The sequence below is a fragment of the Microcoleus sp. K1-B1 genome (genome assembly GCF_036704705.1).
GTDB lineage: Bacteria > Cyanobacteriota > Cyanobacteriia > Cyanobacteriales > Microcoleaceae > Microcoleus.
Window position 1 is genome coordinate 1 of sequence record NZ_JAUBSH010000130.1, and the last position, 16,648, is coordinate 16,648.

General features: G+C 47.7%; 14 protein-coding genes. 7 read left to right on the top strand and 7 right to left on the bottom strand.

The annotated features are described in order from the left end of the window. Positions 1-78: 78 nt before the first annotated feature. Positions 79-1,470 (bottom strand): asparagine--tRNA ligase, encoded by a 1,392-nt coding sequence (gene asnS / locus QUA83_RS28175; protein WP_333297364.1) that lies wholly within the window; start codon positions 1,468-1,470, stop codon positions 79-81. A 116-nt stretch (positions 1,471-1,586) separates the two neighbouring features. Continuing rightward, positions 1,587-1,952, bottom strand: coding sequence for a DUF2203 domain-containing protein (locus tag QUA83_RS28180; RefSeq protein ID WP_333069090.1), 366 nt, complete (start codon positions 1,950-1,952; stop codon positions 1,587-1,589). A gap of 218 nt (positions 1,953-2,170) precedes the next feature. Here QUA83_RS28180 and QUA83_RS28185 point away from each other — a divergent pair, with 218 nt between their 5' ends. Next, positions 2,171-2,446 carry a DUF6439 family protein gene (locus QUA83_RS28185; protein WP_333056391.1) on the top strand — a complete coding sequence of 92 codons (276 nt, stop codon included), beginning with the start codon at positions 2,171-2,173 and terminating at the stop codon, positions 2,444-2,446. Positions 2,447-2,710: 264 nt separating this feature from the next. Here the strand turns inward: QUA83_RS28185 and QUA83_RS28190 are convergent, their stop codons facing one another. Next, on the bottom strand, positions 2,711-3,199 hold the full coding sequence (locus tag QUA83_RS28190; protein WP_333083403.1) for an anti-sigma regulatory factor: 489 nt from the start codon (positions 3,197-3,199) through the stop codon (positions 2,711-2,713). A 101-nt stretch (positions 3,200-3,300) separates the two neighbouring features. Beyond that, a complete protein-coding gene (locus QUA83_RS28195) occupies positions 3,301-3,828 on the bottom strand; it encodes a hypothetical protein (RefSeq protein WP_333297365.1) in 528 nt (175 codons plus the stop codon). Between the two features lie 68 nt (positions 3,829-3,896). Here QUA83_RS28195 and QUA83_RS28200 point away from each other — a divergent pair, with 68 nt between their 5' ends. Together QUA83_RS28200 and QUA83_RS28205 are read left to right on the top strand one after the other, a co-directional pair. Next, positions 3,897-4,829 (top strand): alpha/beta fold hydrolase, encoded by a 933-nt coding sequence (locus QUA83_RS28200; protein WP_333297367.1) that lies wholly within the window; start codon positions 3,897-3,899, stop codon positions 4,827-4,829. 272 nt (positions 4,830-5,101) lie between these two features. Continuing rightward, a complete protein-coding gene (locus tag QUA83_RS28205; protein ID WP_333297369.1) occupies positions 5,102-6,088 on the top strand; it encodes an aldo/keto reductase in 987 nt (328 codons plus the stop codon). On the opposite strand, the gene QUA83_RS28210 is transcribed toward QUA83_RS28205, so the two are convergent. The 3 genes from QUA83_RS28210 to QUA83_RS28220 all read right to left on the bottom strand — a co-directional run bounded on the left by QUA83_RS28210 (position 6,085) and on the right by QUA83_RS28220 (position 8,576). Further along, entirely contained in the window at positions 6,085-6,231 is a 147-nt protein-coding gene (locus tag QUA83_RS28210; protein ID WP_333297371.1) for a hypothetical protein, read from the bottom strand. The two genes, QUA83_RS28205 and QUA83_RS28210, sit on opposite strands and share 4 nt — an antisense overlap. A 390-nt stretch (positions 6,232-6,621) precedes the next feature. Next, on the bottom strand, positions 6,622-6,762 hold the full coding sequence (locus QUA83_RS28215; protein WP_333056396.1) for a hypothetical protein: 141 nt from the start codon (positions 6,760-6,762) through the stop codon (positions 6,622-6,624). A 122-nt stretch (positions 6,763-6,884) separates the two neighbouring features. Continuing rightward, the gene (locus QUA83_RS28220; protein ID WP_333297381.1) at positions 6,885-8,576 is read right to left on the bottom strand and encodes a transglutaminase domain-containing protein; all 1,692 of its coding nucleotides are present in this window, start codon (positions 8,574-8,576) and stop codon (positions 6,885-6,887) included. 422 nt (positions 8,577-8,998) lie between these two features. Between QUA83_RS28220 and QUA83_RS28225 the strand changes: the two genes are divergently transcribed. The 4 genes from QUA83_RS28225 to QUA83_RS28240 form a co-directional block, all read left to right on the top strand. Continuing rightward, complete coding sequence (locus QUA83_RS28225) at positions 8,999-9,865, top strand: DUF928 domain-containing protein (RefSeq protein ID WP_333297374.1); 867 nt, start codon at positions 8,999-9,001, stop codon at positions 9,863-9,865. A gap of 230 nt (positions 9,866-10,095) precedes the next feature. After that, positions 10,096-10,272: a hypothetical protein gene (locus QUA83_RS28230; protein WP_333297377.1), complete on the top strand. Its 177-nt coding sequence runs from the start codon at positions 10,096-10,098 to the stop codon at positions 10,270-10,272. A gap of 24 nt (positions 10,273-10,296) precedes the next feature. After that, entirely contained in the window at positions 10,297-12,456 is a 2,160-nt protein-coding gene (locus QUA83_RS28235; RefSeq protein WP_333297379.1) for a ShlB/FhaC/HecB family hemolysin secretion/activation protein, read from the top strand. A gap of 581 nt (positions 12,457-13,037) precedes the next feature. Continuing rightward, the coding region (locus tag QUA83_RS28240; protein ID WP_445301823.1) for a WD40 repeat domain-containing protein at positions 13,038-16,648 on the top strand (3,611 nt) is incomplete at its 3' end.

Sequence of the window (16,648 nt, forward strand, 5' to 3'; positions counted from 1 at the left end):
TATTCTCTCCCGGCGCGGTGGCTTTAGTTCTTCTCAAAGCCACCGTTCTCATCTTTATTTAGTCTAAAGTACAGTCAACTAAAAATCAATACTCAAAGGCGCTCTCGGAAACGGAATCACATCCCGAATATTCCCCATTCCCGTCATAAACTGCACTAACCGTTCAAATCCCAAACCAAACCCAGCGTGAGGCACAGTACCGTAGCGGCGCAAATCCAAATACCACCACAATTCCTCCTTATTCATACCCTGCGCTTCCATGCGCCGCTCCAACACATCCAGCCTTTCTTCCCGCTGCGAACCGCCGATAATTTCCCCAATATTAGGAGCCAAAACATCCATTGCTCGCACCGTTTTCTCGTCATCATTTAAACGCATATAAAATGCTTTAATCCCGACGGGATAATCGCTGACAATAGTCGGCTTTTTAAACAAGTCCTCAGCCAAATAACGCTCGTGTTCCGACTGCAAATCCAAGCCCCAACTTACCGGAAAATCAAACTTTTTGTCTGCTTTTTCCAAAAGTGCGATCGCCTCGGTATAAGTAATCCGCTCAAACTGATTATTAATGATATTTTCAGCAGTAGCCAAAACCGTCTTGTCAATGCGCTCGTTGAAAAACTCCATATCTTCCGGGCAACGCTCTAAAACGTATTTAAAGATGTACTTTAAAAACGCCTCAGCCAAATCCATATCTCCCTCCAAATCGCAGAAAGCCATCTCCGGTTCAATCATCCAAAACTCCGCCAAATGTCGCGAAGTATTAGAATTTTCCGCTCGGAAAGTCGGGCCGAAAGTGTAAACATTTCCGAAAGCCATCGCCATAACTTCCGCTTCCAACTGGCCACTAACTGTTAAATATGCGCGCTTTCCAAAAAAGTCTTTAGCATAATCAACCTCTTGCGAATCAGTGCGCGGCACATTCTTTAAATCAAAGTTGGTAACGGCGAACATTTCCCCCGCACCTTCGCAGTCGCTAGCAGCAATAATCGGAGTATGAACCCACAAAAAACCCCGTTCTTGAAAAAATTGGTGTACCGCCGCCGAACAAGCATTGCGGACTCGAAAGACAGCACCGTGGGTGTTTGTGCGCGGCCGCAAATGCGCGATCGTCCGCAAAAATTCAAAGGAATGGCGCTTTTTTTGCAGCGGATAAGTTTGCGGGTCTGCATCGCCGTAAACTTGCACTTGTGAAGCTTTCAACTCAATTCGCTGTCCCTTCGCCGGAGATGCTACCAGCACTCCCGACACTTCTAGAGATGCACCTGTATTCAGTTGTTTCAGTACATTTTCAAAGTCTGGCAAATCGGAATTTATGACTACTTGCAAGTTAGCCATCGCCGAACCGTCGTTGACTTCGACAAAGGCAAATTCTTTCAATTCGCGTTTGGTACGAACCCAACCTTGAACAGTTACAGTTTCGTCTGGTTCACCTGCGCGCAGTATTGCTGCAATTCGTTGAGTTGTCATATCCACTCCTGTTTATTTAATATTTTGCACCATATCTCTCTCTTTTCTCTTCCTCTGCGCCCTCTGCGCCCTCTGCGGTAAATAAAAAAATCCCAAATTCTAACTCCCAACATCCTTCAACCTGCATAGGATTTCAAAATCCAACCGATCAAAATGCCGAGTCCCCCAAAGCGAACTGCTTGCCAAAAAGGTTGTTTTATGCTTCCCCAAGAAAACAGGCTGCTTTCTAAATTCAACTCGATAGTTTCCAATTCTTGCTCAATTTCCTGCAATTCTTTTTTGAGTTGCGGCAATGGATTTCGGCGCCCCGACTGGCGGATTTCTTCGCGCCGATGGCCGAGTTCGACTTGGCGCTGTCGATCGACCTGAATTTGAGTGTACCGTTCTTTGACTGCTGCGAGCGATCGCTCAACTGCTGCGAGCGCTTGAACAAACTCACTTTCTTGCTCTTCGGGATTTAACTCTGACGGCTGTTGAGGCATTTCGATCTGCAAACCTGACAATAATAAAAAAAACCGATTTCCAATTAAGTTGTTATTATATTCAGTATATTTTCTAAATTAAGGAACTCTAGCCAAATAGATATAAGTATAGCAACTTTATCGGCATTTAAAACGTTTTTAATGGCTGAAACCATTGATTTTATCGCATTTTCCTTCTTCCTTCTTCCTTCTTCCTTCTTCCTTCTTCCTTACCACCTATGCTTGAAACTACACAAACAACCCAAACTGTTAACCTCAACGAGCTGAGCACGGTAGAACTAGCCCAAGCTCTCGCCGCGCGCCTCGCCATCCCCGAAAAAGATTGGCACCGCCTCAAAGCCAACCGTTCCGCGCGGGCCTGTGAGCAAGCTGCGGCCGCTTTGGTCTTTTTGCTCAAAAAACAGCCCGAAGAAGCTCTCCCGCGCTTAAACCAAGCAGCAGGATGGCTGGATCGATCGATATCTGCTCCTCCCTGTCCCACCCACGGCAAATAATTAGATTGCTTCGTTGTTCGTAACGCTTCGCGGTTGGGAGTTTTGACTTGATTAGTCGCTCAAAACTTAGACAATCGCGCCGCTCGATCGAGCAGCGCGATTGTGAGTTCAAAAGATTTATACTTTTTTAACTCAAAACTCACATTTTGCATTATGATCAGCTATCAATAGCCAGAGCGTTCAAATTCTCACTGCAAACTTCAGTCCGGGAACGAAAAAATTTCCAGGTCTAGCTGAGGTGAAAAATGCTGCCAAATAGCGGTGCTAGCGCAAGCGAGGCAGTCGGTAGCGACTGGGAAGTTCTTTGCACAGCCGTAACTCTGTACCTTGAGAATTCCACTCTACCCGATCGAATATTTGGTAAAGAATAAACAACCCCCTACCGCATTCCTGTTCCACATGGGGTAGTCCAGAGTTATCTGCAACGTCCTCTGCGAGGAGACTGTCGCAATCATCGGTATAAAGGTTACAACTGCAAGGGGCCTTAAAGCCAGAACCTTCATCCGATATCACCCACCAATATTGGTTTTGGACGATCGAAAAACGGACTCCAACAGTTTTACCGGGGTCTAACTTGTTTCCATGCTTAGCAGCATTTACCAAAGCTTCTTGAAGCCCCAACCGCAATTCCGCTTGCCAGTGATCCGGAAGCTCTGCTAGGAGCAGATCCAAAATAGGACAAAGGTATAGAGTAGAAGCGAAGCTAATCGTAATCCAATTGCGTCCGACGGGACGAGGTGAAATAGCAATCACTCAGAAAACTCCCTAACTTTCAGGTGGATAAAGTTCACACCCTGCATAGTTGGCTCCCTAGTATTCAAAATGCTAATTAATTGAGCGGCGCAGCTCTACTTCTATCTTAGAGTATCAAAGCAATTAAGAACAGCAAAAAACGTCACAAAATATTCTGCGATTCTGAGAAACTTCTGCAGAGAACCATCAGTAATTTTACTTATAAGTTCTCCCAGCAGCGAAATTTTTGAGCTCAGCTTTTGCCAAGTAGCAACCAAACGGCTAGCTGCATCCCCGAAGCCGTCAACACCTCTTGAACAAACGATCCCCACCTGGAAAAGCTCGCAAATAACTATAAAAAAGTCGATCCCTTCACCCTCCCCAATCAGGATCGACCCTAGCAGCCGCTGCTTTGCGCCATCGCCCAGAACTTGCTTTTGCCGCCAAACAGCAAAATCATCATACCTAGGTATGTTGCAGCCAAAACCCGATTTATTTTCCCAAATGCGCTCGGACAAAATATCTCCCATTGCTGCGCCCCTCCCAAAATCAATATTTGTTACAAAACTTATTAATCCTGAGTGCGGGCGAGCGCGAGATCCCAACTCGCCCAAATTAACCAATCCTTTGCTGGCGAAACCCCGGCGCATTTGCCAAATTTTATAGATTCTGAATGTCGCGATACAATAGTTAAAGTAAATAATTATTTCTTTACATTATGCAAACAACCCCAGCCATCACCGCAGCCCCCATAGCCGGCACTTACTGGCAGTGGCGGGGGCATTCAGTATACTACGTTCGATCCTCTTCGAGGGCTCCGCTAACCAGCGATCGGCATCCAGAACGCCCTCCCCTGCTGTTAATTCACGGTTTTGGAGCCTCCACAGACCACTGGCGCAAAAATATCAGCGGCCTGAGCAAAGACTTTGAAGTGTGGGCGATCGACCTTTTGGGATTCGGGCGATCGGCAAAACCAGAATTGCAGTACAGCGGCGACCTCTGGCGCGACCAACTCCACGATTTTATCACCAACATCATTGGCCGGCCCGCCGTACTAGCCGGCAACTCCCTCGGAGGCTACGCCGCCTTGTGTGTAGCAGCCCAGCGCCCCGAATCAGCAGCCGGACTAATATTAATCAACAGCGCCGGCCCCTTCAGCGAACCGCAGCCGGCACCCGAAGCCCCGCCCTTGCAAAAAGCCATATCTGCAGTAGCTAAAACCTTATTTCAGCAAGATTGGGCAAGTTTTCTGCTGTTCCAGTACGTGCGCCAGCGATCGACAATTCGGAAAACTCTAGAAAAAGTTTATCTCGACCAAAGCGCCGTCACAGACCAATTAGTAGAAGAAATTTACCTTCCCTCCTGCGATCCCGGTGCCCCCAAAGTATTCGCCTCCGTATTCCGAACACCCCAAGGCGAAAAAATTGACGTATTACTTAGTCAATTAACCTGCCCGTTGCTAATGCTGTGGGGAGAAGGCGATCCGTGGATGAATTCCACAGAAAGAAGCGCTAAATTTCGCAAACACTATCCGCAGTTAACAGAACACTTTATCAAAGCTGGTCACTGTCCCCACGACGAAGTACCAGAACAGATAAACGAACTGATTCGCGCATGGATAATTGACAAGGGCATAGGGCATAGGGCATAGGGCATGGGGCATGGGGCATGGGGCATGGGGCATGGGGCATGGGGCATAGGGCATGGGGCATAGGGCATAGGGCATGGGGCATGGGGCAGGGGGCAGAGGGCATGGGTTACTGGTTATTGGTTATTAGAACGAAGAACTAACGAGAAACATAGGACAAATAACCAATAACCAATAATCAATAACCAATGACTAATGACTAATGACTAATGACTGATGACTTCATTTAACTTTCTGGTTAATCTCAACTCAAACATTCTGAGGAGACGGAAACAATGACCCGCAAAAAGACTCGCCGCAATTTTATATTGAGCAGTATAGTTGTTGCCAGCGGCATTGCAGGTGCTAAGGCGATCGAACAGCAGGATCGGGAAATCGCAGCCGCACCCAATAACCAGGCGGCCGCCACAGTAAAAATGCCAGAACGACTGTTAGGCAACACCGGCGTGAAAGTGCCGATTTTCGGTTTGGGGGGAGGCGGACAAACACCGCTGTCGCAGAAGGGCAGAGAAGCAGAAGCGGCGGTACAAATTGAACGTGCGATCGAACTAGGCATTCGCTATTTTGACACGGCGGCCGAGTACGGGCCCAGCGAAGAAAACTTAGGCAAAGTTTTGCCACCATATCGAGAGCGCCTATTCCTAGCCACAAAAACCTCTGCCAGAGACAGAGACGGTGCGTGGAGAGACTTAGAGCAATCGCTCAAAAGATTGAAAACCGATCGACTAGACTTGTGGCAACTCCACCACGTCTCATTCCAAGCCGAATTAGACCAAATTTTCAGTACCAACGGAGCAATAAAGGCGCTCGAAGAAGCCAAGCAGCAAAAAATAATTCGTTTTTCCGGCATCACCGGACACCACGAACCAGCCATCATTGCCGCAGGCTTGCAGCGCTATCCTTTTGACACAACATTAATCTGCCTCAACGCCGCCGAAAAACATCATCCGCGCTCCTTTGTTACCAGCGCTTTACCAGTCGCCAAAGCCAAAAACATCGGCGTCATAGCCATGAAAATACCAGCTTACGGCAAATTATTTCAGAACGGTGTTTTAGATGGAATGCACCAAGCAATGGGCTACACGCTTTCACTTCCCGGCGTGCACTGCTGCGTCATCGCCGCCGACTCAGTAAAGCAATTAGAAGAAAACTTCAAAGTCGCCCAAGCATTCCAACCGCTGAACGAAACAGAAATGGCAGCACTTGAAAAACGCACCGCCGCCGCTTGGCAAGAAAATACATTTTTCCGACAGTGGACTTAAAATACCAACTCCAAAATCTCTTTTTGCGTGTGTGTTTGTTCTGGTGTATTTGTTGTGGCGCGGGCGTCTCGCCCGTGAATCATCTTATGTGCGATCGAACGAATGCAATCAAATTGTTTGGTAGCCAGGGCTAAAGTCCTCATAAAACTACTAGAACTCAAGTTTTCACTACAAACCTAAAATGTTTATGTTACCGAACTTGCTTTTACCTGCCGTGAAAATATAGCAACCGCCAAGCCGATTAGGAGATTTTAAATTGCTCAAACCATTGCGATTATTCCTTATTCCTTATTCCTTATTCCTGAAATCCGTTACATCCGTTACATCCGTCGAGCGAATCCGTTGCCGAACTTCCTTATTCCTTATTCCTTATTCCTTATTCCTGAAATCCGTTACATCCGTTACATCCGTTACCGAATCCGTTGCCGAACTTCCTTCTTCCTTCTGCTATACCTAAAATAAAAAAACAACGCGACCTGGTTGGGTCGCCTTGTTTCATATCATAAAATATGCAAATTGTCAACAGCAAACAGCTACTTTTTTTTCCGTTTAGCCTTATCTAACCGCCTGCGATCGCGCCATTCAACCGCCGTCAAATAAGCAACCCCGCCAGTCACGGTTAGCAGCAGTACAAAGGCCACTAAAACGAGAAAATTAGCAATCGAAAATTCCACAACCCCTCTTCCTCTGATTTTACATTTTCTACTTTCGATTTTAGATTAAAAATGTTAACAATTAACAGTTTTATTTTGACTGCTAACAGTTAACAGTGAACGGTTAACTGTTAACACTCTCTTCAAACTGCTGGCAACTCTTCCAAAATTGTAAACCTCACATGATTAATTGCCAGACTCCCCACGGAAACCTCCTCCTTGTTTAAAGGAAGACCGCCACTCGTGAGACTTTGAAACCGAATTCCCTTGCCAATTTCTACGTGATACCAAGCCAAACCCATAAAAAATCGCAACGGATAAGGGCCTCTGTCTTGAATATCATCAGGATTAGATTCCATCGGCACCCAGCCAAAACCCGGAATGTAAAATTCCAGCCAAACGTGATTGAAATCCGGCTCCAGCGACACCCCTTTTCTGTCAGCAAAAGCGGGACACTTGTAGCGCCCGATCGTGCGGCAAGCAATCCGGTTTAACCTAGCCAAAGCTAACAAAACTCCCACGTATTCGCCGCAGGAACCGATACCGCGGCGCAGCACAATATCGGGAGTGTCAATGTGAGGTCTAATTCCGTAAGAAAGTTGATCGTAAACAAAATTACGAATGCTCAGCAATTGCCTGAGAATGTTAGTTTCCGAGCCAATGGCAGCCACAGCAGCCGATCGCACAATATCCGTATCCATCGCCAAATTGTCATTATCCACCAAATACTTAGCTGCAAACTCCGGCGACAGCTTCGGAATCTTTTCGACATCCCTAGGTGACAATTGATACTTAATCGATCGAACTTCTAACAAAGCCTTCCAGCCAAAAATTCGGCGTTCCCCAGGGTGCAGGCGATCGAACTTAAACACCGCCACCCGTTCTCCTTCCTGAATTTCCTCAGTAAAAGGCATTCCAATAGGCGTAATTTTCCTGACCTTTTGCCGATGAGTTTGCGAAGGCAAAGCAATCCGCCACTCCAAATTTTCGATTTCTACCTCATCGAGAGGAGACAGTTCCTCCACATAAGACATTTCCATCAAAAAACCGTTTGACAAAGCGTAGCGGTCAGCTTCATTGTAGTGAAAAGACAAAGGCTGAATAAAAGTGCGATCGCGCTTCGTCAACTGAAAAGGATCTTCCGAATTCGGGTCATCCCGGATGTAAAGTTCATCCCCGGCATAAGCCACGTACAGAACCTCCTCCCCGGTTTCCGAATCCTTGTGAAAAGCCAAACCCGAAGGCGACTCAAAGGGAGTCAAAACACTAAATTTAATCTCCCCAGTTCCCCGTTCCAAACAGTAAACAGTTTGCTCAGTCTTGTCGCAAACCCAAATTTCCTCATCCCGGACTGTGATATTTTCTACCCCAATACCGGGGGCGTAAAACCGAGTAATTTCTCGACCATTTTTCAGGTCAAAAACCAGAATATAGCCCAATCTCTGGCAAGTCACATAAAGCGTAGATTTCCAAACAGCAATCCCGTCAGCAGGATAAGAAAGCGAAACAAAATGTTCCGGTTTGAGTTCAGCGATCGCCCCGTCCCGAATAGCGCCCCGACAGCAACAAATATCCTCATCCCGCGCAAACCAGAGAGTATCTTCCGAAATAGCCAGCCCCGTTGCGCCGGCAAACTTAGCCGTTTGATAAGGATTCAAAACAGTAGTGTTGTCACTTTCTCGATCGATCTCCAATAGCAGCCCTTCGGCGCGATCGACAGCGAACAACCTATTTCCTAAAAAAGCAATGCCGTGCAGTGCCAAGACTCCGATGGGTCTGACCATCCGCAGCCCCGAAGGCTGTTTGTCCGAGAGAACAGGTGAATCGAGATTCATGCTAAATTTCTTGCCGGTATTGTACAGAAAACTTGATTTGTAACTTGTAGCCGAGCGCTTGAGGTTCACCAGCAAAATTGCCGAGTTTCCTGATATCCAGGATTGACGCATCAACCGGGTGTTTTTACGAAAAGACGCGCTGTATCCTCTTGCTAGAGTTAAAAGAACCCGAATATTAGTCTTTGTCAAAGTTGGGTTTAACAACCTCAACCCAACCTGCTGCCGTGAATGGAAGTAAGTATAACTACTAAGCTACCACTGACAAACGCGACAGAGAATTCTATGTTGAGCAGAGCGACCCAAATAATCGTATCTGCCTGAAGATATAAATTAAGTACAACAGATTACGATATCCCTCAAAACCTTGGATAGAATAAAACCGTGCGATAAAGTTCCTAGGTTCATCAGAAGGCAGGTTCGTCATGGCTTTGAAGTCTGCTCTAAATATCGGTGCTATTTCCTTAATTCTGTCTTTAGAGGCAGTTGCCGCCGGTAGTTTTTTAATACCAGCAGAGGCTCTCAACAGCCGCGCAAACATTGTCCAGCGCGCCTCACCACCGCAGCTACCCCTCAACTGGCAAACAGTTCAACCCCCTGAGCCAAGCGGAAGTAGACCGAACAGCGAGCAATTGGGAGCCGCGTGGAATAGCTTTCAACCGCCGGAGGACGGAGTACCCGGAAGGCGAGAAGGGGGAGGAACCCGCGGCTTAGAATGCCCCACGGCCACAACTGCGTTAACTGCCTTGATTCCCCAATCAACTATGGGGCAAACCATATCAGCAAAGCCAACATTTTTCTACTACCTTCCCGTAGCCCTCGACAAAACAGTTCAGTTTGAGTTAGCAGACCAAAGAGACAAAACACTATACAAAAAAAGTTTTCGCATGGTAACTAGCCGTGCAGGTGTAGTTAGCGTCAGCCTCGGCTCCGACGACAACTCGCCAGCCCTGGAAGTTGGCAAAAACTATCAATGGTACTTTACTATCAAATGCAACCCAAAAAATACAACAGATGATGTTCTCGTTTCCGGGTGGATCAACCGCACCGCACTCGCCCCAAGCGTGAAAACAGAGTTAGATCGATCGTCCGATCTCACCAAGCTCAGCATCTTCGCCCAACAAAGTCTCTGGTACGAGTACCTGGCAACTCTAGCTCAATTGCGTATCGAGTCTCCCAGCGATGCCAGTTTAGCGATCAAGTGGTCAGCAGTGTTGAACTCAGTCGAACTCGGCAAAATAGCCCAAGAACCGTTAGTCGCAAGTGAGTTAACACCCATCACAAGAAAATAATTCGATACCAGGTTCACGCAAAGAATGCAACGGTATGCCCGTGCCGCCAACCCGGATAGCCATAAGTCAGTCGATTTTAGATTTTATATTTTAGATTTTAGATTCACTTGCTGCATTGAATCTGGGAGCAGGAACAGGAGTCTAAAATTTTAGGATCTACACTGATGAGCGTTCGGGGCACGGTATCCGTTTTTGGGCGAGTCATTGCCAAATCTCAAATCTAAAATGGTATGAGGGGTGCAGCAAGTACAAAAAGCTCGGTTTCGATCGCGGTATTTGGCAGCGCCCCAGATGATTTTTGGCTGTTGCGGGTTGTTTGGTCGATCGTCCTAAATAAATTACAATTTTTGTACTGCTCCGCAGTTCGGACTTCTGGCATATTGAAAGCCGGACTGTGGAAATTTTGATGGTCAAATTTCGCCGAATACTAAATGATAAACTGGCATAGTCAAGCAGCCGACAAACTTATTTTAGAGAAATTATTAATTATGCGCCCGAATGCAAATATTGCACTATTTCGGTTGGGGATTTCACTTCTAACTGCGCTGCCGATGGCTTGCTTTTACGCCAATAAAGCTATATCCCAAACAAACGATATTTCTCTGTTGCCCGTCGCCGCCGACAACTCAGCAGATACGGGCAATCAAGTATTAGCACTGCAAAAACTGGAAATCCAGCAGGATGAAACAGCAACAAACTTAAATCAGCTTCCCGATGCGATCGAAACCAACCCTGAACCAGAAACACAATCGAACCCCGCCGAGAACAGCCAAGAAGCCTGTGCCACAATTGATGAAACTGCTTGTGGTGCGGGCATCTTGCCCGAAGCAACAAATCTGGTTGACAACGATCCCCAATGTCAGAACCCGCTAGATTGTAATTTTTTAGCCCAGAACCCGCAGACGCCACCGGGAAACCTCCCGCCCGACTTAAACCGCGATCGAGTACCAAATCCGCTGTTACCGTTGCCGCCGACTCAGCCAGATCCAAATCGCGATCGATTTCTGCAACCGGCCCCGCAGCCTTCCCCAGAACCTCCCCAAGTACCACCCACAGTAGCGCCGCCGTCTCCATCGCCAGTTCCCCCAACGCTGCCGAATACACCAATTGAGGTGCAGAAAATTCAAGTAGTTGGCAGCACAATTTTAAGCCAAGACGAAATTAATGCCTTAGTCAACCCCTTAGAAGGCCGTTCTACCACCCTAGAACAGCTCAAACAAATTGCCGACAAAATTACCGAAATTTACCTCAATCGTGGCTACATCACTTCCAGAGCAGTCTTGCCGCCCCAAACTATCACCGCAGGGGTAGTCCAAATTCAAGTGATTGAAGGCAAGCTAGCCCGAATTGAGGTAGAAGGAACTAAAAGATTGAATCCAAATTACATCCGCAGCCGGATTCGGCTGGGTGCGGGAATGCCTTTAAGCACAGCTTCATTAGAAGACCAACTCAGGCTGCTGCGAGTCGATCCTTTATTTGACAATGTAGAAGCCAGTCTGCGGGCTGGGGATAATGAAGGAGAGAGCATTCTAATCGTCCGAGTCTTGGAAGCTAATCCATTTCAACCTACTTTCAGCATTGACAATTACTCGCCTCCCAGTGTCGGTTCCGAAAGATTGGGAGTTAGTTTGCGGCACCGCAATATAACAGGAAATGGCGACGAACTGGCAGGGGCTTATTATCGATCGCTCGGCGATTCAGACGTGTTTGATTTCAGCTATCGCGTGCCGCTAAATGCGATGAACGGCACTTTGCAATTGAGGGCGGCACCGAACCGCAACAGTATTGTACAAGAACCTTTTGACACTTTTGACATTTCGGGAAAATCGCATTTATTTGAAGTTAGTTACCGCCAGCCACTGCGGAGAACGCCGATCGAAGAATTTGCCTTGTCAGCCGGTTTTACTTATCAGACAGGCAGAACTTTTGTCGCTGGCGAACCTGTTTCTTTTGGCATCCGCGAGGAGTCCAAGGGTGTCAGCACTACGAGCGCAATTAAGTTGGGACAGGACTACATTCGGCGTGACCCGCAGGGTGCTTGGGCCGTGCGATCGCAATTTACGATCGGCACTAGCTTGTTTGATGCTACTCAATACGAAGGTTCCGATCCCGACGGACAATTTTTGAGTTGGCTGGGTCAAGTGCAGCGAGTACAGCGATTGAATGACAAACATTTATTAATTTTGCAGGCAGACTTACAGTTGTCAGCTAATAGTTTGTTGCCTTCCCAGCAATTTGTAATTGGCGGTGGACAATCTTTGCGCGGCTACCGCCAAAACGTCCGTTCTGGCGATAACGGCTTCAGAGTTTCCATCGAAGATCGGATTACTTTGCAGCGCGATGCTTCGGGAAATCCCAAACTTCAATTAGCTCCATTTTTGGATGCGGGTACGGTGTGGAACGTTGCGAACAATCCAAATAAATTAACCAATCAGACATTTTTAGCAGGTCTGGGTTTGGGGGTAATCTGGGAACCGATACAGCGGGTGAACCTGCGAGTAGATTACGCTTTTCCTTTGGTGAGAATTAGCGATAAAGGCGACAATCTGCAAGATAACGGCATTTACTTCAACATAATTTATACACCCTAAAGGGACTTACTGATATCTGGCACCATTGTCAGCAACAGGCAAGATGCCTGTTCCACAAAATATAAATTTTCTTGTGGAACAGGCATCTTGCCTGTTCATAAAAGGCTAATTGAGAATGGTGCAACATCTGAGGACTTAGGCACTCGCGGTGTCCTCACTGGGGGTAATATTAATTCCCACGCTACCGGAGTTGGTATTAGACCCAGGTAGCTGTCCCTTGAGAAAAATCAGCTCGCTTTACAAACGACAGTCAGCCAGTCAAAAGATAATAACATCGACGAGCCAACGCCCCGCCACCGATCCAAGTTACTTCCCTTAACGTCCTTGCCTCACCGTTGACGCAGCCAATTACAGACAAAGATTATGAAAAATGATAGAGTTTCTCTTTAACATAAATAATTTTTTCTGACAACTAACCCCCAGCCCATCTTAATTTTAATCACCTCAGTAAAAAAAAGAGCCAACGCTAAGCAGATTTGCCTATCAAAAAAGAAACTATAGCTTTTGGCTTTTACGGATTCGCTAGAGAAAGGTTCAGTTGACACCCCTCTCCTAATTCTTAACTCTCCCAAAAAACAATTATGCTGCCAGATAAATACCGAAAAGTGCATCGCTGTCTCCCTCTGGTGATGGGAGTTGTATTCGCTACTACCTACAGCATCCCCATCAGCAGCCAACCCAGGATTCCCACACTATCCCAGTCACCGACAACAGAAAAACCCAGCCCATCAGGAACGCAGGAACCCGTCCAAGCATTTGGCGGGCAAGTCGCCATGTTTCTGGGGCATGAGGATAGGCTCATCAGTGCCGTATTTAGCCCCGATGGTCGGCAAATCCTCACTGCTAGTACAGATAAAACCGCCCGCTTGTGGGATATCAAAGGTAATCTCCTGACTGTGTTCCGGGGGCATGAGAAATTAGTCTTCGCTGCAGTATTTAGTCCCGATGGCAGCCAAATTCTCACCACCAGTGAGGATAAAACCGCCCGCCTGTGGGATACCAAAGGCAATCTCCTAACCGAGTTCCGGGCGTCTGACGATCAGTCTGTTAGTAGAAGTAGAAGTGCCGTATTTAGCCCCGATGGTAGCCAAATCCTCACCGTTAATATGCTTGCGGATCAAGCCGGCAGGTGGGATCAACTCCGTTTGTGGGATACCAAAGGCAATCTCAAAGCAGAGTTCCAGATCAGAAGTGACGGATCAGGAGGCTTCCTAAAAGCCGTATTTAGCCCCGATGGTAGCCAAATCCTCACCCTTAGTTGGGATGGAACCGCCCGGTTGTGGGATATCAAAGGTAATCTTCTCAAAGAATTCCAGGCGCATGGGGAGCCTATCCTCAGTGGAGTATTTAGTCCCGATGGCAGGCAATTTCTGACCGCCAGCCAGGATAAAAATGCCCGCCTGTGGGATACCAATGGTAATCTCCTAACCGAGTTCCAGGGGCATGAAAATCATGTCCACAGTGCAATATTTAGTCCCGATGGTCGCCAAATCCTCACTGCTAGTATAGATGGAACCGCCCGCATTTGGGATACCAAAGGTAATCTCCTGACTGGGTTTGGGCAGCATGGAGATTCCGACTGGAGTTCTGTCGAGAGTGTAGCAGGATTTAGCCCCGATGGTAGCCAAATCCTTACCAGTAGTAGGGATGGCAGCGCTCAAATTTGGGATACCAAAGGCAATCTGCTGGCACAGTTGCGGGGGCATAACAATAGCGTGGGGGCAGTATTTAGTCCCGATGGCAGGCAAATCCTCACCCGCAGTTGGGATAAAATCGCCCGCCTGTGGGACGTTTCAGCCGCGATTGCTGCCCAATCCGAGCAAATAGCTGCCAGGGAAACCTTTCAGGAAGGCGTGTCCAAAAATAACGCTCAACTGGCAATATTCGGAGGACACAATAGTTCTGTCACCAGTGCCGTATTTAGTCCTGATGGGAGGCAAATCCTCACCGCTAGTTTAGATAAAAAAGCGCGTCTGTGGGATACGAAAGGCAATCTCTTAACCGAGTTCCGGGGGCATGAGGATGGTGTTAGCACAGCAATATTTAGCCCCGATGGTCGCCAAATCCTCACCACTGGTTATGATGGAACCACCCGTTTGTGGGATACCAAAGGCAACGCGCTCGCTGTATTGCGGGGGGTTGGTGAGGCTGTCACCAGCGCCGTATTTAGCCCCGATGGTAGCCAAATCCTCCCCAGCGATTTAGCTTATCCCATCAGCCTGTGGGATACCAAAGGCAACCTCCTCGTTCAGTTCTCGGTACCTAAGACAATGGGAGTGGGGTTGGCGGGGTTGATAGTCTATAGTGCGGTATTCAGTCCTGATGGCAGCCAAATCCTCACAATCAGTGGGTATAAAACCGCCGGCTTATGGGATACCAAAGGCAATCTCCTCGCCGAGTTCCCACTGGGAGATGAGAAGGCAGTCAACAGTGCAGAATTTAGCCCCGATGGTCGCCAAATCCTCACTGCCAGTGAGGATGAAACCGCCCGCCTGTGGGATATCAAAGGCAATCTCCTAGTCGTGTTCCGGGGGCATAAGGAGGGGGTCAAAAGAGCCATATTTAGCCCCGACGGTCGCCAAATCCTCACCACCAGTTTAGATAAAACCGTCCGCCTGTGGGATATCAAAGGCAATTTATTGGCAGAGTTTCGGGGGCATGAGAATTTAGTCACCAGTGCCGTATTTAGTCCCGATGGTCGTCAAATCCTCACCGCTAGCTATGATGGAACTGCGCGAGTTTGGGATACCAAAGGCAATCTCCTGGCTGCGTTGCGAGGGCATGACATAGAAAGAGGTGTCAGAAGTGCCGTATTTAGCCCCGATGGTAGTCAAATCCTCACTGGCAGTGAAGACGGCACCGCCCGTCTGTGGGATTTGTCAGTAGTAATTGCTGCCCAAGCCGAGCAGATAGCTGCCAGAGAAACCTTTCAGGAAAGCCTGTCTAAAAATAACGCTCAACTGGCCGAGTTACGGGACGATAAGTATGGAGTCGAGCGTGCCGTATTTAGCCCGGATGGTCGCCAAATTCTCACCACCACGGGTAAAACCGTCCGCCTGTGGCATACCAAAGGCAATCTCTTAGCACAGTTGCCAGGGGATGAGAATGCGGTCGAGAGTGCAGAATTTAGTCCCGATGGTCGCCAAATCCTCACCGCTACCGATGAAACCGTTCGCCTGTGGGATAACAAAGGCAATCTCCTAACCGAGTTTCAGGGGCGTGAGCATAGAATCGACAGTGCAGTATTTAGCCCGGATGGTCGTCAAATTCTCACCGCTAGCTATGATAAAACCGCTCGGTTGTGGGATACCAAAGGCAATCTCCTGACTATATTCCAAGGACATGAAAGAAAGGTCAACAGTGCAGTATTTAGTCCCGATGGTAGCCAAATCCTCACCGCCAGTTTAGATAAAACCGCCCGTCTCTGGGATATAAAAGGTAATCTCCTAGCTGTGTTCCGGGGGCATGAGGGATATGTCGAGAGTGCCAAATTTAGTCCCAATGGCCGCCAAATTCTGACTGATAGTAGGTATCCTTATGCAACTGCTCGCCTGTGGGATACTAAAGGCAATCTCTTGGCGGAGTTCCGGGGTAGGGAGAATGTAGATATAGGCTGGAGTCCGGACTACAGGGCCGTATTTAGCCCCGATGGTAGTCAAATCCTCACTGCCGGTGGGGATGGAACCGCTCGCCTGTGGGATACCAAAGGTAATCTCAAAGCAGAATTCCAGCGGCATAATTTTAGAGTCAACAGTACCGTATTTAGTCCCGATGGTCGGCAAATCATTACTTCTGGTGTTGATAAAACCGTCCGTCTATGGGATACCAAAGGTAATCTTTTAGCCATATTCCGGGGACATGAGGAAGGGGTCAACAGTGCAATATTTAGCCCCGATGGTAGCCAAATTCTCACTGCTAGTAGTGATAGAACTGCTCGCCTGTGGGACTTATCACTTGGAATAAAAGTTTCTGCTGCTGAAGTAGCATTTATCAATGGAAATCAACTTTCCAGCCAAGGAACCATCGAATCTAGACAACTCGCACTTCAAAAGTTAGAAGAAGCCCTCGCACTCTCTCGTGCAGAGAGAAACTACGCCCAAGCTGCACTCACTCTTCTTTCAATGGGTAAAATTTACGCCCATTTCGGACAATTTCAATCTGCCCTAGACTCCTACAATCAAGCATTACCCTT